The organism is Labrys monachus, assembly GCF_030814655.1.
Classification (GTDB): domain Bacteria; phylum Pseudomonadota; class Alphaproteobacteria; order Rhizobiales; family Labraceae; genus Labrys; species Labrys monacha.
The window spans coordinates 1114146-1138134 of record NZ_JAUSVK010000001.1 but is presented as its reverse complement, the minus strand read 5'-3'; the positions used below and the strand labels follow the sequence as shown (position 1 = coordinate 1138134).

Sequence of the window (23989 nt, the reverse complement as noted above, 5' to 3'; positions counted from 1 at the left end):
CGGTCCCGTCCCCGAGGTCTAGAGCGGAATTTGTCTGAGTGGAATCGGAAGGGATTCCACTGGATGGCTTAGTGTGATTCATAGGTTTCCGGGCTATTCCGGAGATGAAGCATGACGAAGCGTGGTGAAGCCTATTCGCAGGATTTGCGAGATCGTGTGCTTGGGGCGCTGGATAGCGGGATGTCGGCGAGCACAATCGCACCAATCTTCAGGGTGAGTGTGTCCTACATCTACAAGGCGGCCGCGCGGCGGCGCGCGACGGGGGAGGTCAGTGCCCGCCCCCAGCGCAATCATGTTCCGCTCAAGCTTGCCAAGCATGAAGAGGTTCTGCGGGCCAAGGTCGCGGCTGATCCGGATGCGCGTGTCGCGGATCTGCGGGCCTGGGCGGAGGAAGAATTGGGGGTCAGCATCAGCCATGCCCCGATGTGGCATATGCTCAAGCGGCTTGGGCTGACATATAAAAAAAGACGATCCACGCCAGCGAGCAAAAACGCCCCGATGTCGCGGCCGCTCGCCGCAAATGGCACAGCAACCAAATCTGGCTGAGGCCCTCGCGTCTGGTCTTCATTGACGAGACCTGGGCCTCGACCGCGATGGCGCGCCACTACGGCAGGTGCAAGCGCGGACAGCGCCTGATCGACTACGTGCCGCATGGCCATTGGAAAACCACGACCTTCATTGGCGCTCTGCGCAGCGGGGGATTGACAGCTCCCTGCGTGCTCGACGGCCCAGTCAACGGCGATTGCTTCAAGGCCTATGTCGCGCAGATCCTCGTTCCCACCCTCAATTACGGCGATATCGTCATCATGGACAATCTGAGCAGCCACAAAGTCCCGGGTGTGCGCCAAGCCATCGAGGCCGCAGGGGCGGAACTGCTTTACTTGCCCGCCTACTCCCCCGATCTCAATCCGATCGAGAACCTCTTCGCAAAGCTCAAAGCTCTCCTGCGCGCGGCTGCAACCCGATCCATCCACGATCTCTGGGACGAAATCGCCAAAACTCTCCCGCGCTTCTCCCCGTCCGAATGCAGAAATTACTTCTCTAATGCTGGATATTCTACAGTCTGAACAATTTCGCTCTAGTCGATCGGCCGCGCCTCTTCCGGCAGCATGATCGGAAAACCCTCGCGGATCGGATAGGCGAGCTTGGCGGCGCGGGAGATCAGCTCCTGCCTTTCCGCGTCATATTCGAGCGTCGTCTTGGTGAGCGGGCAGACCAGCAGCTCCAACAGCTTCGGCTCGGTGAGGGGCGGCTTGCGAAGCGGGGTCTGCATGTCCAGCTCCTATTGCAGCGGCGTGTCGGAGCCGTCGCCGTCCTTGGCGAGCTCGATCTCGGTGATGGCGACCAGGATCTCCGCGCGCTCGCGCAGCGTCCCGGCCTCCAGCAGCGCCTGCTTCTCTCGCCTCCCGAAAGGGCTCATCATCGCCAGCGCGTTGACCAGCGCCTCGTTGGAGGCTTCGTGCACCTCGTTCCAGTTCACCTGGAAACGATGGACGTCGAGATAGGCCTTGAGGGTTTCGATCAGCGCCTTGCGGTCGACCTCGTCCTCGCCGGCGCGCGGCTGGAAATCGACGGCGAAGGGCTCAGCCGTGATGCGGCACTGGCGATAGGGCGTGGTGACCGCCTGTTCCTCCAGCACGCGAAAGCGGGAGATGCCGGTCAGCTGGATGAGGTAGCGGCCGTCTCCCGTCTCGGCGAACTGCGTGATCTTTCCCACGCAGCCGACCTGGAACAGCGGGGGGTTGGTTTCCTCCTCGCTTTCGGGCTGGATCATGCCGATGAGCCGATGCGTCCTCAGCGCGTCGTCGACCATCGCCAGATAGCGCGGCTCGAAGATGTTGAGCGGCAGCTGCCCTCGCGGCAGCAGCAGCGCTCCCGCCAGCGGGAAGACCGGGAGGGTCGCGGGAAGATCGGCGCTGGTCCTGAAAAGCGGCTGCATGCCCCTACACCTGCATTTCGCGCCTCAGGAAAACAGGATCGAGGAGAGGCGCCGGCGACCATAGATGGAATTCTCGTCCATCGGCCCCCAGGCCTCGAAGAACTGCACGAGCTGCTTGCGCGCGCCGTCCTCGTTCCATTGGCGGTCGCGCCGGGCGATATCGAGCAATTGATCGACCGCCTCCTTGCGCCGGCCTGCGGCGACGAGCGCGAGGGCGAGGTCGAAGCGGGCCTGATGATCGGCAGGATCGGCATCGACCTGGCGCATCAGCGCCTGGAGATCGCCGACATCGCTTGCCTGCTCGGCGAGTTCGAGCGCGGCACGGGCGCTGGCGATGATCGGATCGTTCTCCTTGCCCTTGGGCGTCAGCGACAGGGTGGCGGCCGCCTGTTCGAGCTGGCCCGCCGCCACGGCGCAGCGCGCCAGGCCGGCGATCGCCTTCAGATTGTCGGGATCCTCCTCATAGATCTGCGCGAAGATCTGGGCGGCTCCCTCGTCGTCCCCCTCCGCCAGCAGCGCCTCGGCCTCGGCGAGCATCTCCTCCGTCTCCGGAGCGCCGCCGGGGCCGGCGATGCGCGTGATGAACTCCTTGACCTGGCTCTCGGGCAGCGCGCCCATGAAGCCGTCCACGGGCTGCCCCTTGGAGAAGGCGAACACGGCCGGGATGGACTGCACGCCGAGCTGGCCGGCGATCTGCGGATATTTGTCGATATCCATCTTGACGAGCTTGACCTTGCCCTTGGCCGCGACGACGGCCTTTTCGAGCACCGGTCCCAGCTGCTTGCAGGGTCCGCACCATTCCGCCCAGAAATCGACGAGCACCGGCTGCTTCATCGATTCCTGGATCACATCGGCCATGAAGGCCTGCGTCGTCGTATCCTTGATCAGACCGTTTGTGCCCGCTGCATTGCCGCTCATCGCCCGAACCCACTGTCCACATTGCTGGTGGCGGTTAGATGGGGGCAAATCGGCGCGAAGGCAACTGTTCCCGCGATCTTCCGGCGCGCGATGCCTCTTCGCCGCTCAGCCCGCCGTCGAGACGGCCAGGATTTTCGGCTCATGTCCCGTGGCTTTCAGGAAGGCGACGAGGTCGTCGCGGGCGATCGTCGTCGTCTTCGTATTGACCAGGGGATGATGGTTGAGGTGCTCATGGCGCATCAGCGCTGCGTCGAGGACGACGCTCACCCGTCCCGCCTTGTCGTTGATCGCACCGAAGGGCGTCACCGCGCCGGGAAGCACGCCCCACACCTCGGTGAGAAGCTCGGCCGACCCGAAGGAAACTTTGCCCTGCGCACCGATGATCTCATGGATGCGCTTGAGATCGACGGTGGCGTCCTCCTCCAGGACGACGAGGAAAAGGCCTCCCTTGCGGTCCTTGAGGAAGAGGTTCTTCGTGTGCCCGCCGCCGATCTCGCCCCGCAAGGCCTTGGAGTCCTCCACGGTATGGAGCGGCGGATGCTCGACGGTGGTGACGGCGATGCCGAGCTGGTCGAAATAGGCGAAGAGGTCATCCGGCGTCGCGGGCATCGAGAAGGTCTCCAGGAACGCGCCTCCGTTAGCGCCGGAAGGGCGTCCATGCAAGGCGGTGCCGTCCCCATGCACCTGCGAAGCGGCCATGCCTTGAAAAACGTTCCATTTCGGCCCGAAATGCCGTAAGGCACGGCGCGCCGCAGAGACCTTGACCCTCTGATGGACACGAGGTTGCCATGTTGAATTCGCTCGACCTGCCGCGCCGGCCGCAGGACACCCGCGTGGTCGTCGCCATGTCCGGCGGCGTCGATTCGTCCGTCTGCGCCGCCCTGCTCAAGGAGCAGGGCTACGAGGTGATCGGCGTCACGCTCCAGCTCTACGATCATGGCGCGGCCGTGCACCGCAAGGGAGCGTGCTGCGCCGGCCAGGACATCCACGACGCGCGCGAGGTCGCCGACCGCATCGGCATCCCCCATTACGTGCTCGATTACGAGAGCCGCTTCAAGGCGGCGGTGATCGACCGCTTCGCCGATTCCTACATCGCCGGCGAGACGCCGATCCCCTGTGTCGAATGCAACCAGCGCGTCAAGTTCCGCGATCTTCTCGGCACCGCGCGCGACCTCGGCGCCGACGTGCTGGCGACCGGCCACTATGTCGCCAGCCGGGCTGTCGGTGGCGCCCGAGCCCTCTTCCGGCCCCGGGACGCCGAGCGCGACCAGAGCTATTTCATGTTCGCCACCACGAAGGAGCAGCTCGACGTGCTGCGGTTTCCTCTCGGCGACATGACCAAGCCCGAGACGCGGCAGGCGGCGGAACGCTTCGGCCTTTCCGTGGCCGCCAAGCCAGACAGCCAGGACATCTGCTTCGTGCCGTCCGGCCGCTATGCCGAGGTGATCGAGCGTCTCAAGCCGGAGGCCGCGACCCCGGGCGACATCGTGCATCTCGATGGGCGAGTGCTCGGCCGGCATGCCGGGGTCATTCATTTCACCATCGGCCAGCGCAAGGGGCTGGGCGTCGCCACGGGCGAGCCCCTGCACGTCCTCAGGCTCGACGCCGCCGCCGCCCGCGTGATCGTCGGCCCGCGCGAGGCGCTCGCGACTCGCATGATCGCGCTGCGCGACGTCAACTGGATCGGCGACGGCGCCCTGGAGGATCTGCCGGAAGAGGGCCTCGAGATCGCCGTGCGCGTGCGCTCGACGCGCCCGCCCCGGGCCGCGACGCTGCGCTTCGGCCCTCAAGGCGCCTGCGTCGAGCTCGCCGATGCCGAGGACGGCGTCTCCCCCGGCCAGGCGGCCGTGTTCTACGACAATGCGCAGGGACAGGCCCGCGTGCTCGGTGGCGGATTCATCCGCGGCGCCGAGCCGCGCGCGATGCGCCGGGATGCGGGCGCGACAGTCGCTGCCTGAGCGGCAATGCCGGCGCGGCGCCGTCGCGCTTTTACCGGCTTTGGCACTATGCTAGACCAGATGTGACAGGCCGGACCGGGTCCCTCCTCGGCCGGCCCCGGCTTGCGGCATCGGCGGCAGGGGAAGAGAATTCATGTTGTAAGGCATTGCAAAGCTTTATAGTCGATGGATGAATTCCTTTCCTGGCCCTCGGCTCCCGGCCCTCGGCCTCGCCGGGGATGACGGGTCGACGCTTTGCTCGGCCCGGCGCGGCATGAATACAGAAACGGCGTGGTGTGATGGCCCGAGACCTCGATCCCTACAAGCTGTCTTCCCCCCGGATCTTCTTCATCCGCATGCTGGTGTTTCTGGCCCTGGCCGGCTGCGTGGCGGCCGTCCTCTACCAGCAGCTCTTCAACGCCTTCATGGCCAATCCGGGCCTCAACGGCCTGATCGTCTTCACGCTGCTGCTCGGCATCGCCTTCGGTTTTCGCCAGGTCATCCGCCTCATCCCGGAAGTGCGCTGGGTCAATGCCTATCGGTTGCGCGATCCCGGCCTCGAGCTGCGCGACCAGCCCGTCATGCTGGCGCCGATGGCCACCCTTCTCGGGGACAAGGTCGGCCGGCGGTCGATTTCCCTGTCCACCCTGCGCTCGATCCTCGAATCGATCGGCATGCGGCTCGACGAGCAGCGCGAGATCTCGCGCTATCTCACCGGCCTGCTCGTCTTCCTCGGCCTGCTCGGCACCTTCTGGGGCCTGATCGAGACGGTGGGTTCGGTCGGCAACGTCATCAGCTCGATGTCGGTGGGCGGCGGCGGCGATGCCAGCACCATGTTCGAGGGGCTCAAGAGCGGCCTCGCCGCCCCGCTCCGCGGCATGGGCGTGTCGTTCTCCTCCTCGCTGTTCGGTCTCGCCGGCTCGCTCGTCCTCGGCTTCCTCGACCTGCAGGCCGGCCAGGCCCAGAACCGCTTCTACAACGAGCTGGAGGACTGGCTCGCTGCCACCGTCACGGACATCGAGGCCGAAGGCCTGGCGCGGGGCGGCACCGACGGCGACATGGCCGCCATCAAATCGGCCATCGAGCGCATGGCGCATGGCGCGCAGGAAGGCGGCTCCGGACGCAGCGCCACCGCCGCCATGGCCCAGCTCGCCGAAGGCATCCAGGGCCTCGTCCAGCACATGCGCTCCGAGCAGCAGATGATCCGCGACTGGGTGGAATCCCAGGCTGACCAGCAGCGCGACATCAAGGCCGTGCTGCAGCGCCTCATGCAGGAACGCGAGCAGAACTGATGCCGCATCGCTGCCATGCCCCATGCCTCATGCGGCCAGGAACGGCCCCGGCCGCCGCCCGCCGCCGCGCCGCCGCGGCGCTGACCGCCACAGGCGAGGTGCAGCATGCCTCCTAGCCGCTCGCGACGCCGGTCGGAGGGCATCAATTACTGGCCCGGCTTCGTCGACGCCCTGTCGACCCTGCTTCTGTCCATCATCATGATCCTGTCGATCTTCGTGCTCGGACAGTTCTTCCTGTCCCAGGAGGTCTCCGGCAAGGACGAGGCGCTGAGCCGGCTGAATGCGCAGATCGCCGAGCTGTCGCAGCTCCTCTCGCTGGAGCGCGCCAATGGGCGCAACGCGCAGGAGCAGCTGGCCGCGCTCACCGACAGCCTGTCCAAATCCAATGCGGACAAGGTGAAATTGCAAGGGCTCCTCGATGCGGCGCAAGGCGATGCGGCCGCCGCCCAAGCGAGCGGCGGCGCTGTAGAGCAGATCCAGGGCGAGCTCGACAGCCAGAAGCGCATCAGCGACCAGGCGCTGGCGCAGGTCGAGTTGCTCAACCAGCAGATCTCCGCCCTCCGGCGCCAGATCGCGGCGCTGGAACAGGCGCTCGACGCCTCCGAATCCAAGGACCGCGAGAGCCAGACCAAGATCGCCGACCTCGGCTCCCGCCTGAACGCCGCCCTCGCACAGCGGGTGCAGGAATTGTCTCGCTACCGCTCCGATTTCTTCGGCCGCCTGCGCGACGTGCTCGGCAACCGGCCGGATGTGCGCGTCGTCGGCGACCGCTTCGTGTTCCAGTCCGAAGTGTTCTTCCAGCCCGGCCAGGCCGCCCTGCAGCCGGAAGGCAAGGCCGAGATGGACAAACTCGCCGCCGCCCTGCTCGATCTCCAGGGCAAGATACCCAGCGACATTCCCTGGGTGCTGCGCGTCGACGGGCACACCGACGACCGGCCGATCAACTCGCCGCAATTCCCGAGCAATTGGGAGCTTTCGGCGAGCCGCGCCATCTCGGTCGTGCAATATCTGATTTCCAAGGGCATTCCGGCCCAACGCCTCGTCGCGGCGGGCTTCGGCGAATTCCAGCCGATCGACACCTCCGGCACCGAGGAAGCCCGCAAGAAGAACCGGCGCATCGAACTGAAGCTGACCGAGCGATGATCGCTGCCCTCGTGACGATTCGCGAGACCGGCGCCGAGGACGAATCCTCGCTTCGCGCCCTGTGGTGCGCGGCGTGGGAGAAGACCTATCCCGCCATCGACTATCAGGCCCGCTGGCCCTCGATGTGGCGGGACTGGCAGGAGAGCGGAGCCGCCATTTTCGCGGCCATGCGCGGCAGGGATTTCATCGGCATGATCGTCCTGGCAGGGGCTGGCGAGGGCCTCGTGGTCGAGCAGATCGCGCTCGCCCCGGCCGAACAAGGCTCCGGCACCGCCCATCTCCTGATGACCTTCGCCAAGAAGCGGGCGCCCGACCGCCTGAAGCTCACCGTCAACGCCTTCAACCGGCGCGCCATCCGCTTCTACGAGCGCGAGGGCTTCGTCCGGACGGGGACGGGCATCAACCCGGCTTCGGGGCTCTCGACGTTCGACTATGAGTGGCGCCGGTGATCCCGGCGCCGGAAGGCGGCGCTCGCCCCGGGCGCACCCGCGGGACCGCTGTTACCGTTGCAAACAAATTTTGAAACAATTTCGAGCAGAATTCTGGCACAGTGCTGTCCGGAAACGTCGAGGACGAACGATGAGTCGCAAATATTTCGGCACGGACGGTATTCGCGGCCGCGCCAATAGTTTTATCACGCCCGAACTTGCGATGAAGGTCGGCATGGCGGCCGGCTTGGCCTTCCAGCGCGGAGATCATCGCCATCGCGTCGTCATCGGCAAGGATACCCGCCTTTCCGGTTACATGATCGAGAATGCTCTCGTCGCCGGTTTCACTGCTGTCGGGGTGGACGTCATGCTGCTCGGCCCGATGCCGACGCCGGCCGTGGCGATGCTCACCAATTCGCTGCGCTGCGATATCGGCGTGATGATCTCGGCCTCGCACAATCCCTATGACGACAACGGCATCAAGCTGTTCGGCCCCGACGGCTTCAAGCTTTCGGACGACACCGAACGCGCCATCGAGATCCTGATCGACACCGACCTCTCGCCCAGGCTGGCGGGCTCGCGCGATCTCGGGCGCGCCCGGCGCATCGACGACGTCCGCGCCCGCTACATCGAGTTCGCCAAGCGCACCCTGCCCCGCCATATGCGCCTGGACGGCCTGCGCGTCATCGTCGACTGCGCCAACGGCGCGGCCTACAAGGTGGCGCCCGAGGCGCTCTGGGAACTGGGCGCCGACGTCATCGCCATCGGCGTCGAGCCCGACGGCTTCAACATCAACAAGGATGTCGGTTCGACGGCGCCCGAAGCGCTGTCCCAGAAGGTGCGGGAGCTGCGCGCCGACATCGGCATCGCGCTCGACGGCGACGCCGACCGTGTCGTCATCGTCGACGAGAAGGGCCACATCGTCGACGGCGACCAGCTGATGGCGGTGGTCGCCGCCTCCTGGAAGGAGGACGGCCGCCTGACGCAACCCGGCATCGTCGCCACCGTGATGTCCAATCTCGGCCTCGAACGCTATCTCGGCGGCCTCGGCCTTTTGCTGGAGCGGACCGCCGTCGGCGATCGCTACGTGCTGGAGCGCATGCGCTCGCAGGGCTACAATGTCGGCGGCGAGCAGTCCGGCCACATCATCCTGTCCGATTTCGCCACCACGGGCGACGGCCTCGTCGCCGCGCTGCAGGTCCTCGCCGTGCTGAAGAAGGCGAACAGGCCGGTGAGCGAAGTCTGCCACCGCTTCGATCCGCTGCCGCAGATCCTCAAGAACGTGCGCACCCGCGGCGGCAAGGTGCTGGACGATCCGAAAGTCGTCACCGCCATCGACAGCGCCCGCAAGACTCTCGGCGAAGGCGGGCGTCTGGTCATCCGACCGTCCGGCACCGAGCCCGTCATCCGCGTCATGGCGGAGGGGGACGACCGCAAGCGGGTGGAAGACGCGGTGGACGACGTCATCGAGGCGATCTCGAAGGCCGCGTGACCGAGCCATGGGTAAAGAGGAGCGGGGTGGACGTCCGCGCTCCGACCTGCCCCCGCCGCTCCATGATAAAACCGATACGGGCCGTCACACCTTGATGCGATAGCCCGTGCGGAAGATCCAGCCGATGGCGAGGAGGCAGAGCGTCATGAACACCAGCGTCATGGCCAGGCTCACGCCGACTTCGACATCCGAGACCCCGTAGAAGCTCCAGCGGAAGCCGCTGATGAGATAGACCACGGGATTGAACAGGGTGATCTTCTGCCAGAGCGGCGGCAGCATCGAGATCGAGTAGAAGCTGCCGCCGAGGAAGGTCAGCGGCGTCACGATCAGCGTGGGCACGATCTGCAGCTTTTCCCAGCCGTCGGCCCAGACGCCGATGATGAAGCCGAAGAGGCTGAAGGTCACCGAGGTCAGCACAAGGAAGGCAACCATCCAGAAGGGATGGGCGATCGAGAAATCGACGAAGAGCCGGGCCGTGGCCAGGATGACGAGGCCGAGCAGCATCGATTTCGAGGCGGCGGCTCCGACATAGCCGAGCACGATCTCCGCCACGGAGATGGGCGCCGACAACACTTCGTAGATCGTGCCGGAATATTTCGGCATGTAGATGCCGAAGGAGGCATTGGAGATGCTCTCGGTCAGGATCGCCAACATGATCAGGCCCGGCACGATGAAGGAGCCGTAGCTCACGCCGTCGATCTGGCTCATATGGGCGCCGATCGCCGAGCCGAACACGACGAAATAGAGCGATGTCGAGATCACCGGCGAGGCGATGCTCTGCGTCAGCGTGCGGAAGGTGCGCGACATCTCGAAAATGTAGATCGCCTTGACGGCATAGAGATTCATGGGCGTGCTCCGACCAGGCTGACGAAGATGTCCTCCAGCGAAGACTGGCTGGTCTGCAGGTCCTTGAAGGCGATGCCGCTTTCGCCCAGATCGTGCAGAAGGCGGGAAAGCCGCTCGGGATCGTCCTTCGCATCGAAGGTGTAGACGAGCTGATTGCCGGCGTCGGCGATTTCGAGCTGGAACGCCGAGAGCGCCGCAGGCACCGCCGTGAGCGGCGCGCGCAGGCTGAGGGTGAGCTGTTTCTTGCCGAGCTTGCGCATGAGCTCGGCCTTGTCCTCGACCAGGATGATCTCGCCCCGGCTGATCACGCCGATGCGGTCGGCCATCTCCTCGGCCTCCTCGATGTAATGGGTGGTGAGGATGATGGTGACGCCGCTTTCGCGCAGCGAGCGGACCATCTCCCACATGTCGCGCCGGAGTTCGACGTCGACGCCCGCCGTCGGCTCGTCGAGGAAAAGGATGCGCGGCTCGTGCGAGAGCGCCTTGGCGATCATCACGCGGCGCTTCATGCCGCCGGACAGCGTCACGATCTTGCTGTCCTTCTTGTCCCACAGCGACAGGCCGCGCAGCAGCTTTTCCAGGAAGGCGGGGTTGGGCGGCTTGCCGAACAGGCCGCGGCTGAAGCTCACCGTCGCCCATACGCTCTCGAAGGCGTCGGTGGCGAGTTCCTGCGGCACCAGGCCGATCTTGGTGCGCGCCGCGCGGAAATCGCTGATGATGTTGTGCCCGTCGGCGGTGATCGTGCCGCTCGACGGGTTGACGATACCGCAGATGATGCCGATCAGCGTCGTCTTGCCGGCGCCGTTCGGGCCGAGCAGCGCGAAGATCTCGCCGCGACGAAGGGTGAGGTCGATGTTCTTCAGGGCCTGGAAGCCCGACGCATAGGTCTTGCTCACGCCGGCGACGGTGACGATCGCCTCCGTCGGGGGAAAATGATCCGCCTTCATGCCGTCCTTCTTGTTTCCACCCTGTTTCGCGCGCCCACAAAGACGCTGGGAGCGAGGAGGTCAAGCGAAGAAAGTGCGGTCGAGGTGTGCGGGCCCCCCTCCGCGCGCCGCTTTTCCCCCGGATGAGGCGCGATCCTGCTTTCCCGTCAGCCCGCTCCGTCCCCGAGATGTTCACACTTCGTTAGGGTTAACAGAGGCTTAAGAAATGCCGCCCACACTATGCCGAGCCCAGAACCCGAATCGGCGGCAACGCCGGCGGCACGAGGAACCACGATGCGCGCCCTCCTTTCCGTTCTCGCCGCCTTCGCGGCCCTCTGTGCGCCCGTGGCGGCAGGAGCGGATATGCTGCCGCCCCTTCCCTCCCTCGACCAGCCCGGCAATGTCGACGACAGCGGCAGCGGCGCGGGCTGGTATCTGCGCGGCGGCTTCGGCGCCAGCCTGCCGGGCGGCCCCGCCGTCAGGCCCTCTTTCGTTCCGGGCGCGGCGACGCGCAGCGAGGGTCTCCACGCCGGCTGGGCTGTGGGCGGCGCGCTGGGCTACCAGCTCGGCTGGCTGCGCGGCGATCTTTCGCTCGACTATCTCGGCCCGCGAGACTTCGGCGAGCACTTCTCCGGCGCATGCGGAACGGCCTGCGCCGGCACGCTGAAGGGCCGCTTCAGCGCGATCCCCGTCCTCGCCAACCTCTATTATGATATCGGCACCTGGAACAATCTCACGCCCTATGTCGGCGCCGGCGCCGGCATCGCCCATGTCGACTGGGACAGGATCGAGCTCGGCGGCTCGTGCGACGGCGCCTGTCCGGCCGCCTCCGGCGCCGGGTCCTGGCATTTCGCCTGGCAGGTCGGCGCCGGCCTCGACTATGCCCTCACCGACAGGCTTTCGATGGAGGTCGATTACCGCCTTCTCGACCTCGGCAACGCCCGCGCCGGCTCCACGCCGGTCGGCAACCTCGCCGCCCGGACGGTCTGGGACAATGAAGTGCGCATCGGGCTGCGCTACAAGCTCAATTGACGCGGCCTCCCGCAACCGCCACCATCCCGACCTGGATTCGACCGCAATGAAGGGTCGGCGAACGAGCCGGCTGACACCATGCCGGCAGGGGAAGCGCACGATATGGCCTCAGTGGATGTCATCGACGTCAAGAAATCCTACGGCGCGCAGCAGGTCATCCACGGCGTCTCGATCAGCATCGCCGACGGTGAGTTCGTCACGCTGGTCGGCCCCTCCGGCTGCGGCAAGTCGACGCTGCTGCGCATGATCGCCGGGCTGGAGCCGATCACCGCCGGGGGCCTCAAAATCGGCGAGCGCTTCGTCAACGACCTCCCGCCGCGCGACCGCGACATCGCCATGGTGTTCCAGTCCTATGCGCTCTACCCGCACAAGACCGTCGCCGAAAACATGGGCTTCGCCCTGAAGATGCGCAAAGCGCCGCGGACGGAGATCGATGCGCGGGTGAAGCGGGCCGCCGAGATCCTCGACCTCGGCCCCTATCTCGCCCGCTATCCGCGCCAGCTCTCCGGCGGCCAGCGCCAGCGCGTCGCCATGGGCCGAGCCATCGTGCGCGACCCCAAAGTGTTCCTGTTCGACGAGCCCCTCTCGAATCTCGACGCCAAGCTGCGCGTGCAGATGCGGGCGGAGATCAAGGAACTGCATCAGCGGCTGAAGACCACGACGATCTATGTCACCCACGACCAGATCGAGGCGATGACCATGGCGGATCGCATCGTCGTGCTGCATGACGGCATCATCGAGCAGATCGGCTCGCCTCTCGAACTCTACGACCGGCCGGCCAACCTGTTCGTCGCCGGCTTCATCGGCTCGCCCGCGATGAACATGCTGGATGGCCATCTCCAGACGAGCGGCGATGCCCGCTTCGTCACCGAGGACGGCATCGAACTGCCGGTGGCCGACGTTCCCGCCGGCAGTGACGGCCGCCCGGTGATCTACGGCATCCGTCCCGAGCATTTCGCCCTCGGCGGCCCGCTGCAGGCGCAGGTCTCCGTGGTCGAGCCGACGGGATCGGAGACCCAGGTCTTCGCCCATATCGGCCGGCAGAAGCTGCTCGGCGTCTTCCGCGAGCGGGTGAGCGTCAACCCGGGCGAGATACTCGCGCTGACGCCGCAGGCCGACGCCGTGCATCTCTTCGACAAGGCGAGCGGACTGCGGCTCAACTAGGCGGCGGTGTCGGGGGCGTCCGGCGCCTGCCCGCGCTCTGCCGTCGCGAGTCCGGGCAAGGCGGGAAAGACGGTGGAGGCGGCCCGTATCGGAGGGGGGAACCGGCAGCCTTCCCAACACGGATCATGCCGGGCGCTGCCACGCGAGCGCTCTGTTTTGCTGGTCATCCTGTCGTAGTTGAAGACGTATAGTCCGAAATCGACCGTTTGTTTCACCGCGAAATCCACAAATTCGACATGAGAGAGAATTTCGCCGGCGAAATGAGCTTCTGAATTCAATTCCCTGATGTTGGAGCGGAGCGTACAGGATTTTGTTGACAGGAGCGGAGCTGCCTTTTTAGCATCGCTAGACTTCGGTCCCGCACGAAAGCTCATGCTCATTGAGGGGCCGTCGACATCCATAGCTGCCCGGAAGAGGCCGCCAAGAATACGATCAAGAGCGAGAATACGCTCAAGAATAAGACCGGCATCGACTGCCGATACGGGCCGGAACGGCACCGAGGAAACGGGAGGAACAGACTGTGAGATTGCACGACTACAAGCATTTTCTTGCGCTGCAGGCGAGCCGCAGGGCCCTGCTGAAGGGCGCGGCAGGGGCTGGTGTGCTGGCGGCGCTGGGCGGCGCCGGCTTCGGCGCCTCGGCGACGTCGGCCCTGGCGGACGAGGAAGGCGACCTGCGCGCCAAGATCCTGCAGATCCCCGGCGTCGGCAAGGGCTCGCCCACCGATTCCGACTGGCAGAAGGTCGGTGAACTCTGCCTCGGCGGCACCAAGTCGACCGTGAAGCAGGGCGAGTTCGCGGGCGTCGAGCTCTCTTTCATGGGCCTCAACAACCAGAACCTGCACAATCTGCTGTTCCGCGGCTTCCTCAAGCCATGGGAGGCCTATACCGGCGCCAAGATCACCTGGATCGATCTCGCGCAGGCCGATTACAATCCCCGCCTCCAGCAGGCCATCGCCACCGGCACGGTGGACTTCGACATCCTCGAAATGGGCGCGCCCTTCGAGGGCGACGTCTGCGGCAAGGGCCTGGCATCGGAAATGCCGGACTGGGTGAAGAAGCTCATCGATTTCGACGATCTCGTGAATTACCTCAAGCCCCCGGTCGGCACCTGGGACGGCAAGCAATATCGCGTCACCATCGACGGCGACACCCACAATTTCAACTACCGCACCGACTACTTCAAGGACGAGGCGCTGGCCAAGGCCTGGAAGGATGCCGGCAACACCACCGAATGGGCCGTGCCGAAAACCTGGCAGCAGGTGCAGACCGTCACCAAATTCCTCAAGGGCAAGCAGATCGACGGCCAGGACGCCTATGGCTATCTCGACCCCTGCAAGCCGTGGGGAGGCTTCGGCTTCTACTTCCTCGGCAGCCGCGCCACCGCCTATGCCAAGCATCCCAGCGACAAGGCCTGGCTGTTCGACGTCGACACCATGAAGCCGCGCATCAACAATCCGGCCTGGGTGCGGGCCATCCAGGACGTGCTGGACGCCTTGCCTTCCGAGCCCGCCGACCAGCTCAACGCCGACCCGAACACCACCGGCTGGCAGCAATTCCTCGGCGGCACCGGTTCGATGTGCGTGTGGTGGGGCGATATCGGCTCCAACGCCAAGACCAACGACACCTCCGTCATCGGCGATAAATGCGCCTTCGATATCCTGCCCGGCTCGGACGATGTCTACAACGCCAAGAGCGGTGCGTGGGAAAAGCTGCCGAGCGGGCCGAACTTCGCGCCCAACCTGGCTTATCTCGGCTGGGGCATCTACGTCATGGCCCGTGTCGAAAAGGACGAGAAGAAGAAGAAAGCGGCCTGGAGCGCGGCGGCCCATCTCGGCGGCAAGGATCTCGCGATGTGGACGGCCGCCTATCCCTCCGGCTTCCAGTGCTACCGCAACAGCCAGAGCAACATCGCCGAATGGGTCGCGGCCGGCTATGAGAAGGACTTCATCGCCAACTATCTCGATTCGCAGTTCAACTCCTACAACCACCCGAACGGCGCGATCGAGCCGCGCATTCCCGGCATCTTCCAATATTACAGCCTGGCCGAGGATGTGCTGACCAAGATCTTCGCCGGCCAGCTCAAGGCCCAGGAAGGCGCCGACCAGATCGCCGCTGCCTGGGAGAAGCTGACCGACCAGATCGGCCGCGAGAAACAGATCGCGCTCTACAAGGCCTCGCTGGGCATGTAACGCGACTGGAATTCCACGGCTCAAGAACGGCCGAGACGTCGATATATGCTCGTTTGAGCCCGAGAACTCGACATTTGCCGCTTCCCTCCCCCTTGTGGGGAGGGATCAGAGGGTGAGGGTCGAGACAGCGGAGCGGGGTCGGGCAGAAAGACGACGACCCCCCCATCCCCTACCCCTTCCCCACAGGGGGAAGGGAAAATCCCCAGCGTCTCGTCCTACGGCCTCGATCCGGCGCCTGGGGATGGGATGTCCGTGCTCCCAGGACGTTCGATGCCACCAGCTCCGCCGACAAGCGACAGCCCCTATATTCCCTCCTCGATCTCCCCCAGCCGGCGGACGGCGGGGAGGGTCCTGGTCGCCCTCGCCTCCCTCGTGCTGGTCGGCATGGCCCTGGTCCAGATCCTGCACGAGAATGGCGCACTCGGCTTCGGCTTCGCCAATTGGCGTCCCGTGCTCTATGCCTTCCTGGGATGGTCGATCGCGCTCGGCATCGCCCAGGTGCTGATCCGCGGCGAGGCCGGCGAGCGGGCGCTCTTCATCCTGCCCGCCGTGCTCTTCACCGTGGCGATGGTGATCTTCCCCACGCTCTTCGGCTTCTACATCGCCTTCAGCGACTGGAATCTCAGCTCCTTCAGCGGCCAGCACTTCAACGGCGTCGACAATCTGGTGACGCTGTTCCACGATCGCTACTTCTGGAACGCCCTGCTGAACATGGTCTATTACGTCCTGGCCGTGTTCGTCGAATATGCGATCGCCTTCGGCCTGGCCCTGCTGCTCAATGCCGAGATCAAGGCCCGCAAATTCTTCCGCGTCGCCTTCCTGATGCCCTTCATGCTCAGCCCTGTGGCGGTGAGCTGGATGGTGGGCAAGTCGATGATGGAATATCGCTACGGGCCGGTGGGCCGGCTGATGCGGGTGCTCGGCTGGCACAGCCCCTCCTTCTTCACCGATCCCTGGATCGCCCGGATCAGCATCGAGGCGATGGACGCCTGGGTCTCCATTCCCTTCCTGATGATCCTGCTGCTGGCCGGCCTCCAGGCCCTGCCCCGCGAGGTGATGGAAGCCTCGCGGATCGACGGCGCCACGGGTTGGCAGCAATTCCGCGAGATGACCTTCCCGCTGATGATGCCGGTGAGCATCACCGCCGTCATCCTCCGGATCATCTTCAAGCTGAAGCTCGCCGACATCGTCATCAACACGACCTCGGGGGGGCCGGGCGGCGCCACCGACACCGTGTCGAGCTTCATCTACCGGGAATACCGGGACCGGTCCAATGTCGGCTACGGCACGATGCTGGCGATGTTCTACCTCGTGCTGATCATCGTCTTCGTCACCATGCTGCTGAATTTCGCCAACAAGCGCGTGCGGCGCGTCAACTGATTGCGGGGCACAGAAATTGGCGATCAGCACAACATCCTCCGAAGCCCCGGGCCGTAGCGAAACGGCCTTCCGCGCCACCATGATCCTCAGCCGGGTGCTGATCTACGGCGCCCTGATCCTGTGGGCCTTCGTCTCGCTGTTTCCAATCTACTGGACGCTGACGACCTCGATGAAGAGCGCCGTCGACGTCACCCAGGGCCATCTCCTGCCCTGGATCGACTTCCAGCCCGACTGGAAGGGCTGGCGCTCGCTCGGCCTGTCGCCCGACACGATCTTCGAGACATCGACGGTGCGCGACGAGTTCGTGGCGCGCTTCATGAACAGCGTCATCACCTCGCTCGGCGCCTCGCTGCTCGCCGTGGTGATCGGCTCCCTCGCCGCCTACGGCCTCAGCCGCTTCCAGTACAAGTTCGCCTGGATGCGCAACCGCGACATTTCGTTCTTCTTCCTGTCGCAGCTGATTCTGCCGCCGGTCGTGCTGGCGCTGCCCTTCCTCGTGCTCTATCGCGAGCTGGCCCTGCTCGACACCACCATCGGCCTGATCCTGCTCTACACGCTGTCGGTGCTGCCGATCGTCATCTGGATCATGCGCGACCAGTTCGACACGATTCCCATCGAGCTCGACGAGGCCGCCCTAGTCGACGGGCTCTCGCTCTGGGGCGCCTTCTGGCACATCATCCTGCCGATCGCCCTGCCCGGCATGGTCGCCGCCTTCATCCTCTCGCTGGTGCTGAGCTGGAACGAATATTTCTTCGCCGCCCTCCTCACCAGCAGCGACGCCAAGACCCTGCCGGTGATGGTGGCGAGCCAGACCGGCTCGCAGGGGATCAACTGGTGGTCGATGGCCGCCCTCTCGACCACGGCGATCGCGCCGCTGGCGCTCATCGGCATCTTCCTGGAACGCTATATCGTCAAGGGCCTGACCGCCGGCTCGGTGAAGTAGGCGCGGGAGTATCCGTAGGGGCCGAGCGTTTCCAGTCGTCGTCGCGAAGGAATCGTGCCTTGGAGTGTCGATCACCGATCGACATGGAATCTCGCATTCGCCGGATGGCGAAGAGGTCGATCGGTGATCGACCCTCCATGCAGACTTCTCGGCATACGCCGAAATATCCTTCTTGCGACCTTCGAAAGCCTCTTGACGCCATCGGCCCTGACGGCGCATACGGGCGGCGGGACATTCCTCCCCAACGAGGGACGCCCATCTGCGAGGATGGAGACATCGCAATGACACTGCCAATGCCAGCGGCAAAGCCCGCTGTTGCAAACTTTTCGTCCGGCCCCTGCGCCAAGCGCCCAGGCTGGACCCCTGAAGCCCTCAAGGGTGCCGCCCTCGGCCGCTCCCACCGGGCAAAAATCGGCAAGACCAAGCTGGAACAGGCGATCGGGCTGACGCGCGAGATTCTCGGCGTGCCCGCCGACTACCGCATCGGCATCGTGCCGGCGTCCGACACCGGCGCGGTCGAAATGGCCCTGTGGTCCCTGCTCGGCGCCCGCGGCGTCGACATGCTGGCCTGGGAATCCTTCGGCGCCGAATGGGTCACCGACGTCGTCAAGCAGCTCAAGCTCGAAGATGCCCGCGTCTTCAAGGCGGGCTATGGCGATCTCGTCGACTTCAGCAAGGTCGATGCGAAGACGCGCGACATCGTCTTCACCTGGAACGGCACGACGTCAGGCGTTCGCGTCGCCAATGCCGACTGGATCCCGGCCGACCGCGAGGGCCTCGCCATCTGCGACGCCACCTCGGCGGCCTTCGCCCAGCGCCTCGACTGGGACAAGCTCGACGTCGTCACCTTCTCCTGGCAGAAGGTGCTGGGCGGCGAGGCCGCGCACGGCATGCTGATCCTGTCTCCCCGTGCCGTCGCCCGCCTGGAAAGCTACACCCCGGCCTGGCCGCTGCCCAAGATCTTCCGCCTCACCAAGGGCGGCAAGCTCATCGAGGGCATCTTCAAGGGCGAGACCATCAACACGCCGTCCCTCCTCTGCGTGGAGGACTATCTCGACGCGCTCGACTGGGCCAAGACCGTGGGCGGCCTCGACGGCCTGATCGCCCGGGCCGACGCCAATCTCGCCGCCATCGAGCGCTTCGTCGCGAAGACGCCGTGGATCGAATTCCTGGCCAAGGACGAGGCCACGCGCTCCAACACCTCGGTCTGCCTCAAGGTGGTCGACCCGGCGGTGACGGCGCTCGATGCCGACGGCCAGGCGGCGTTTGCCAAGGCCCTCTCCTCTGCCATCGAAGCGGAAAAGGCGGGGCTCGACATCGCCTCCTATCGCGATGCACCGCCAGGCCTGCGCATCTGGTGCGGCGCGACGGTCCAGACCTCCGACGTCGAAGCCCTGCTGCCCTGGCTCGAATGGTCGTTCCAGCGCGCCAAGGCCGCGCTCGGCTGAGTTCCTCCTGGGACCGCCGGCGTCCAGCCGGCCTTTTCCGGAAACCTGCCGTTTCCAAGCGTCGGCAGAATGCCCATAAGCGCTAACTTTAGATTGTTAAACGTGACGTTTGGGCCCTCCCTCCCCCTTGCGGGGAGGGAATAGAAGGGTGGGGGTCAGGACACAATCTCATCGGTCGAGACTATGTCTCGACCCCCATCCCTTACCCTTCCCCGCAAGGGGGAAGGGAGACCCGAGCGTCGCATCCGTCTAAATTAAGTTAGCGCCTGTGGGCAGGATGCCGGCGGTCCCGATGCTCGTCTCTTCGTCAATTGCCGTTCCAAGAAGCGGACAGGATGTCCGCGCTCCAGGAGACACCATGCCCGCCCCCAAAGTCCTGATTTCAGACGCTCTTTCCCCCGCCGCCGTGCAGATCTTCAGGGATCGCGGCATCGAGGTCGACTTCCAGCCCAGTCTCGGCAAGGACAAGGAAAAGCTCGCCGAGATCATCGGCAAGTATGACGGCCTCGCCATCCGTTCGGCCACCAAGGTCACGGCGGCGATCCTCGCCAAGGCGACCAATCTCAAGGTGATCGGCCGCGCCGGCATCGGCGTCGACAATGTCGACATTCCCGCCGCCACCGGCCGCGGCGTCATCGTCATGAACACGCCCTTCGGCAATTCGATCACCACGGCCGAACACGCCATCGCCATGATGTTCGCCTTGGCCCGCGAAATTCCCGCCGCCGACGCCTCGACGCAGGCCGGCAAGTGGGAAAAGAACCGCTTCATGGGCGTCGAGATCACCGGCAAGGTGCTGGGCATCATCGGTTGCGGCAATATCGGCTCGATCGTCGCGGACCGCGCCGTCGGCCTCAAGATGCGCGTCATCGCCTACGATCCCTTCCTCAGCCCGGAGCGGGCGCTCGAGCTCGGCGTCGAGAAGGTCGACCTCGACGACCTGCTGGCCCGCGCCGAGATCATCACGCTGCACACGCCGATGACGCCGCAGACGCGCAACATCCTGTCGCGCGAAGCGCTCGCCAGGACGCGCAAGGGCGTGCGCATCATCAACTGCGCCCGCGGCGGCCTGATCGACGAGGAAGCGCTGGCCGAACTGCTCAAGAGCGGCCATGTCGCCGGCGCCGCACTCGACGTCTTCGTCGAGGAGCCGGCCACGGCCAACCCGCTGTTCGGCCTGCCCAACGTCGTGTGCACGCCGCATCTCGGCGCCTCCACCACCGAGGCACAGGAGAATGTCGCGCTGCAGGTCGCCGAGCAGATGTCGGACTATCTGTTGCGCGGCGCCATCTCCAACGCCGTCAACTTCCCCTCGATCACGGCCGAGGAAGCGCCCCGCCTGAAACCCTTCATCTCGCTCGCCGAGAAGCTCGGCTCCTTCGCCGGCCAGCTCACCGAGACCGACATCAAGACCATCCGCATCATCTATGAGGGCGAGGTTGCCCACATGAAGATCAAGGCGCTCACCAGCGCGGCCGTCGCCGGCCTGCTGCGCCCGATGCTGGCCGACATCAACATCGTGGCCGCCCCGACCGTGGCGCGCGAGCGCGGCATCGTCATCGAGGAGACCACCCGCGAGAAGACGGGCGACCATGATTCGCTGATCACGCTGGAAGTCGAGACCGGGAACCTGACGCGGGCGGTGGCCGGCACCATCATCGCCGGCACCAAGCCGCGCATCGTGCAGATCAAGGGCATCAATGTGGAGGCGGACCTGCTGCCGCGCATGCTCTACATCACCAACCACGACCGTCCCGGCTTCATCGGCCGCATCGGCACGGTGCTCGGCGAGAACGGCATCAACATCGCCCATATGCAGTTCGGCCGCGACTTCGAGGGCGGCAACGCCATCGCGCTGGTGGCGATCGACCAGGCGGTGGACGACAAGCTGCTGAAGGAGATCAACACCATCCCGAACGTCGTGCAGGTGAAGGCGCTGACGTTCTAGCAGGCTGCGGAAAAACGTGTTGCGTGGCCGCATATTTTGGCTGAGGGCCTGATTTTTTGGGTTCGGTTTGATTTTGGCGGCCGGTTTTCATGCAATGACCGCTGCCAAAACAGCATTTTGGATGCGTTTTCCGACATTTTGGCGCAGTTATCCTTTGATTTCGATCAATTTGGGCAATCGGATCAGATTGCAGGCCGCCGCCGTCAGCGTGAAGGACCAACCGACGCGTTCAGTGCCTCGATGGCGGGTCTTGCTCAGTCCGCCACAGGTCTTGATCCAGCCGAACCCTTCCTCGATCCGCTTGCGGATGCGCTGGCTGAGAGCGTAGCCGGCATGCCGGGTGGTGCGCCCGTCAATGGCGGAACGCCGGTTGGTGGTGTTCTGCGCCACATGCGGGGTGACCTTGATACTGCGCAGATCCGCCACAAAGCCAGCCACGTCATAGGCCTTGTCGGCAGCGACCGTGATGCGATGACGGGCGTTGCGGCGCCTGAGCATGCTCAGGGCCGCTTCCCGCTCGGCAGTGCCGGTCGCAAGCGTCAGTTCGGTGTCGACGATCAGGCCGTGGCGGTTCTCCATGAGGAAGTGCCCCATATGGCACAGCCTGGCCGCGGCGCCGCGGCCCTTCTTGTAGAGCCGGGCATCCGGATCGCTGGTCGAGGCATGGGTCCGGTTGCTGCGCTTCTCGCCATGGAAATCGCGCTCGGCGTTCCGTCCGCCGGCGGGCTTGCCTTCCGGAGCCGCACCGGAAGCCGGCGGGACGCTGCCCGAACCGCCATCATCGTCCTTGTCCGGGCTGTCGGCCCTATCGGCCTTGGGTTTGAAGCCCTTGATGCTCGCCCAGGCCTCGATCAGGGTGCCGTCCACCGAAAAATGATCCTCCGACAGCAACGCCGTCACCCGCGGCTGGGACAGCACCGCAGCCAGGAACTTGGCGGCGATATCGCCTTCCTGCAGGCGCTCGCGGTTCTTGGTGAACACCGTCACATCCCAGATCGGCGCATCCATCGACAGCCCGGCAAACCAGCGGAACATCAGATTGTAATCCATCTGTTCCATCAGTTGCCGCTCCGAGCGGATCGTGAAGAAGGCCTGCAGCAACAGCGCACGCAGCAGCTTCTCCGGCGGGATCGAAGGACGCCCATGCCGCGAATACAGCTTGTCGAACTCCGGCGACAGCGCCTCCAGCGCCTCGTCGACAATCGCACGGATCGCACGCAGCGGATGATCCGCAGGAACCCGAGCTTCGCAGCTCACATACGAGAACAGACTCTCCGTCCGAACATCCGCTCCGCGCATCGATCCCCTCCCGTTCATGCACCAGCAGTGAATCACCATGGAACGCTTCGAGGAAGACTTTTTCCGCAGCCTGCTAGGTCTTCTTCCCCGGGCCGCGGGCACCCTGCCCCTAGGCCAAGATGAGAGGAAGAGGCGCAGCTTTGTGATATCCGGGCTTTGTCCCGGGTATCCGGACTTCGTACGGCATGACGGCTCGCGGCCCGGCCGGATCGCCGGGACAAGCCCCGGCAATGACAAATCGTGGACGCTCCTATGCGCCAAAATACGATAATGAGCCGCCTTCTCCCTTTCGGGACGCTGCATTTCCTTTGGAAATGCTTGGGGTCTCGGCGGGGAGAAGAAAAACCGCGCTATTGTCTGGAAGCTTAGCGCCTATGGACGGGACGCTGCGATCCCAGATCAACTACTTCCAGGCCGTGCCGCCGCCGGCGGCGCAGCCATAGGGCGGCAGCGTCTTGTTGCCGAAGGTCTCCTTCAGCCGGCTGCAGCCCCATGCGTTGAGCGGGCCGGGCATGCGGCTGTTGAGCTCGATGCCCACTTCATCGAACGGGTCGGTCGTGTTGGTGACATAGGCATACCAGCGGCCGCCGATGACGGCGATGAAGGCCACGACGACGACGATCAGAATGCGTAAAAGGCGATTCATGGGAGAAGCTCCGGCTTGCAGGGGCGCTCTACCCGATGCCTCCGATGATTGCCACCCCGGACGCTGTGCTCTTTTCCTCCGGGCCGGGGGCTGCTAAAGCCGTGCGCACGAGCCAATTCACTGCGATCTCCCGGGTGCGAAATGCGTCTCCTCGTCGTCGAAGGCAATGTCCGTGCTGCGCGTGAACGGCACAGGGCCACCTATGGCCTCACGCCTTCCGAATCCTACGCCGCCGTCCTCAAGAGCCTCGCGCCCGAGGCGATCTGCGACATCGCCCTGCCCGCGGACGAGGGCGCCAACCTGCCGGAAAGGACGGGCCTGGAGGGCTATGACGGCGTGGTGCTGACCGGCTCCGGCCTGAACATCTGGAAAGCGGAGCCGGAGACGATGCGGCAGGTCGAGCTGGCCCGCGAAGTCTATCGCTCGGGCACGCCCTTCTTCGGCTCCTGCTGGGGCTTGCAGGTGGCCACGGTCGCGGCCGGCGGCTCGGTCCGCGCCAATCCGCGCGGGCGCGAGGTCGGCATCGCGCGCGACATCGCCCTGACGCCGGAAGGACGCGATCATCCGCTCTATCGCGGCAAGGCGCCGGTGTTCACCAGCCCCTGCGTGCATGGCGACGAAGTCGAGACGCTGCCGGAGGGGGCCATCGTCCTCGCCGCCAACCCGGTCAGCGACGTGCAGGCCGTCGAGATCCCCTATGAGGGCGGGCGGTTCTGGGGCATCCAGTATCACCCGGAATTTTCGCTGAACGAATTGTCGGTGATCATGCGCCGCTACAAGCCGACATTGCTGGCCGAAGGTTTCTTCCGTGACGCGGGCACCGCCGACCAGTGGCTGGCGGACCTCGAGGCGCTGGTGGCCGACCCGCGCCGCAAGGATATTTCATGGCGCTACGGCATCGGGCCGGACATTCTCGACGCCAGGATCCGGCTCAAGGAAATCGAGAACTTCATCGCCCTGCGCGTCAGGCCGGTGCAGTCGGAGCGCGGCCGGGCGTAAGGCCCGTCTCCTGTTCCT

General features: G+C 65.3%; 23 protein-coding genes. 14 read left to right on the top strand and 9 right to left on the bottom strand.

Annotation, left to right across the window (positions count from 1 at the left end; genetic code table 11):
- Positions 1–111: 111 nt before the first annotated feature.
- Positions 112–1067 (top strand): IS630 family transposase gene (locus J3R73_RS05010; RefSeq protein WP_370879838.1). Its coding sequence is split into 2 segments (ribosomal slippage): positions 112–460 and positions 460–1067, totalling 957 coding nucleotides; the frame shifts between segments, so codons are not numbered across the junction.
- An 11-nt stretch (positions 1068–1078) separates the two neighbouring features.
- Here the strand turns inward: J3R73_RS05010 and J3R73_RS05005 are convergent.
- The 4 genes from J3R73_RS05005 to J3R73_RS04990 form a co-directional block, all read right to left on the bottom strand.
- Positions 1079–1273 carry a Trm112 family protein gene (locus J3R73_RS05005; protein ID WP_307423183.1) on the bottom strand — a complete coding sequence of 65 codons (195 nt, stop codon included), beginning with the start codon at positions 1271–1273 and terminating at the stop codon, positions 1079–1081.
- A gap of 9 nt (positions 1274–1282) precedes the next feature.
- A complete protein-coding gene (locus J3R73_RS05000; protein ID WP_307423180.1) occupies positions 1283–1939 on the bottom strand; it encodes an LON peptidase substrate-binding domain-containing protein in 657 nt (218 codons plus the stop codon).
- 24 nt (positions 1940–1963) lie between these two features.
- A complete protein-coding gene (gene trxA, locus J3R73_RS04995; protein ID WP_307423178.1) occupies positions 1964–2857 on the bottom strand; it encodes a thioredoxin in 894 nt (297 codons plus the stop codon).
- Between the two features lie 105 nt (positions 2858–2962).
- The gene (locus tag J3R73_RS04990) at positions 2963–3466 is read right to left on the bottom strand and encodes a prolyl-tRNA synthetase associated domain-containing protein (RefSeq protein WP_307423176.1); all 504 of its coding nucleotides are present in this window, start codon (positions 3464–3466) and stop codon (positions 2963–2965) included.
- Positions 3467–3645: 179 nt separating this feature from the next.
- On the opposite strand from J3R73_RS04990, the gene mnmA reads away from it, so the two are divergent.
- From mnmA to glmM, 5 genes are all read left to right on the top strand, one after another.
- Positions 3646–4815, top strand: coding sequence for a tRNA 2-thiouridine(34) synthase MnmA (gene mnmA, locus J3R73_RS04985; RefSeq protein ID WP_307423174.1), 1170 nt, complete (start codon positions 3646–3648; stop codon positions 4813–4815).
- Between the two features lie 278 nt (positions 4816–5093).
- Positions 5094–6086 carry a flagellar motor protein MotA gene (locus J3R73_RS04980; protein ID WP_307423171.1) on the top strand — a complete coding sequence of 331 codons (993 nt, stop codon included), beginning with the start codon at positions 5094–5096 and terminating at the stop codon, positions 6084–6086.
- Between the two features lie 105 nt (positions 6087–6191).
- Positions 6192–7229, top strand: a complete 1038-nt coding sequence (locus tag J3R73_RS04975) for a peptidoglycan -binding protein (RefSeq protein ID WP_307423168.1) — start codon at positions 6192–6194, stop codon at positions 7227–7229.
- Positions 7226–7678: a GNAT family N-acetyltransferase gene (locus J3R73_RS04970; protein ID WP_307423165.1), complete on the top strand. Its 453-nt coding sequence runs from the start codon at positions 7226–7228 to the stop codon at positions 7676–7678. The genes J3R73_RS04975 and J3R73_RS04970 overlap by 4 nt, the downstream gene beginning before the upstream one ends.
- Before the next feature lie 130 nt (positions 7679–7808).
- Positions 7809–9149, top strand: coding sequence for a phosphoglucosamine mutase (glmM, locus tag J3R73_RS04965; RefSeq protein ID WP_307423162.1), 1341 nt, complete (start codon positions 7809–7811; stop codon positions 9147–9149).
- 84 nt (positions 9150–9233) lie between these two features.
- Here the strand turns inward: glmM and J3R73_RS04960 are convergent, their stop codons facing one another.
- Entirely contained in the window at positions 9234–9995 is a 762-nt protein-coding gene (locus J3R73_RS04960; protein WP_307423158.1) for an ABC transporter permease, read from the bottom strand.
- Entirely contained in the window at positions 9992–10942 is a 951-nt protein-coding gene (locus J3R73_RS04955; protein WP_307423155.1) for an ABC transporter ATP-binding protein, read from the bottom strand. Before J3R73_RS04955 ends, J3R73_RS04960 begins: the two co-directional genes overlap by 4 nt.
- 219 nt (positions 10943–11161) lie before the next feature.
- Between J3R73_RS04955 and J3R73_RS04950 the strand changes: the two genes are divergently transcribed.
- Both J3R73_RS04950 and J3R73_RS04945 read left to right on the top strand, forming a co-directional pair.
- The gene (locus tag J3R73_RS04950; RefSeq protein ID WP_307423151.1) at positions 11162–11953 is read left to right on the top strand and encodes an outer membrane protein; all 792 of its coding nucleotides are present in this window, start codon (positions 11162–11164) and stop codon (positions 11951–11953) included.
- 102 nt (positions 11954–12055) lie between these two features.
- Positions 12056–13117: an ABC transporter ATP-binding protein gene (locus J3R73_RS04945; protein ID WP_307423148.1), complete on the top strand. Its 1062-nt coding sequence runs from the start codon at positions 12056–12058 to the stop codon at positions 13115–13117.
- On the opposite strand, the gene J3R73_RS04940 is transcribed toward J3R73_RS04945, so the two are convergent.
- Positions 13114–13614, bottom strand: coding sequence for a hypothetical protein (locus J3R73_RS04940; protein WP_307423145.1), 501 nt, complete (start codon positions 13612–13614; stop codon positions 13114–13116). The two genes, J3R73_RS04945 and J3R73_RS04940, sit on opposite strands and share 4 nt — an antisense overlap.
- A gap of 23 nt (positions 13615–13637) precedes the next feature.
- Between J3R73_RS04940 and J3R73_RS04935 the strand changes: the two genes are divergently transcribed.
- The 5 genes from J3R73_RS04935 to serA all read left to right on the top strand — a co-directional run bounded on the left by J3R73_RS04935 (position 13638) and on the right by serA (position 21027).
- A complete protein-coding gene (locus J3R73_RS04935) occupies positions 13638–15308 on the top strand; it encodes a type 2 periplasmic-binding domain-containing protein (protein WP_307423142.1) in 1671 nt (556 codons plus the stop codon).
- A gap of 270 nt (positions 15309–15578) precedes the next feature.
- Positions 15579–16688, top strand: a complete 1110-nt coding sequence (locus J3R73_RS04930; RefSeq protein ID WP_307423141.1) for a carbohydrate ABC transporter permease — start codon at positions 15579–15581, stop codon at positions 16686–16688.
- Between the two features lie 79 nt (positions 16689–16767).
- A complete protein-coding gene (locus tag J3R73_RS04925) occupies positions 16768–17631 on the top strand; it encodes a carbohydrate ABC transporter permease (RefSeq protein ID WP_307437106.1) in 864 nt (287 codons plus the stop codon).
- 281 nt (positions 17632–17912) lie between these two features.
- The gene (locus J3R73_RS04920; RefSeq protein WP_307423137.1) at positions 17913–19079 is read left to right on the top strand and encodes a phosphoserine transaminase; all 1167 of its coding nucleotides are present in this window, start codon (positions 17913–17915) and stop codon (positions 19077–19079) included.
- A 358-nt stretch (positions 19080–19437) separates the two neighbouring features.
- Positions 19438–21027, top strand: coding sequence for a phosphoglycerate dehydrogenase (gene serA, locus J3R73_RS04915; protein WP_307423135.1), 1590 nt, complete (start codon positions 19438–19440; stop codon positions 21025–21027).
- Positions 21028–21174: 147 nt separating this feature from the next.
- On the opposite strand, the gene J3R73_RS04910 is transcribed toward serA, so the two are convergent.
- Together J3R73_RS04910 and J3R73_RS04905 are read right to left on the bottom strand one after the other, a co-directional pair.
- Positions 21175–22326 (bottom strand): IS5 family transposase, encoded by a 1152-nt coding sequence (locus tag J3R73_RS04910; RefSeq protein WP_307437102.1) that lies wholly within the window; start codon positions 22324–22326, stop codon positions 21175–21177.
- 403 nt (positions 22327–22729) lie between these two features.
- Positions 22730–22972: a hypothetical protein gene (locus J3R73_RS04905; RefSeq protein ID WP_307423133.1), complete on the bottom strand. Its 243-nt coding sequence runs from the start codon at positions 22970–22972 to the stop codon at positions 22730–22732.
- Positions 22973–23113: 141 nt separating this feature from the next.
- On the opposite strand from J3R73_RS04905, the gene J3R73_RS04900 reads away from it, so the two are divergent.
- Positions 23114–23971, top strand: coding sequence for a type 1 glutamine amidotransferase (locus J3R73_RS04900; protein ID WP_307423130.1), 858 nt, complete (start codon positions 23114–23116; stop codon positions 23969–23971).
- Positions 23972–23989: the final 18 nt, after the last annotated feature.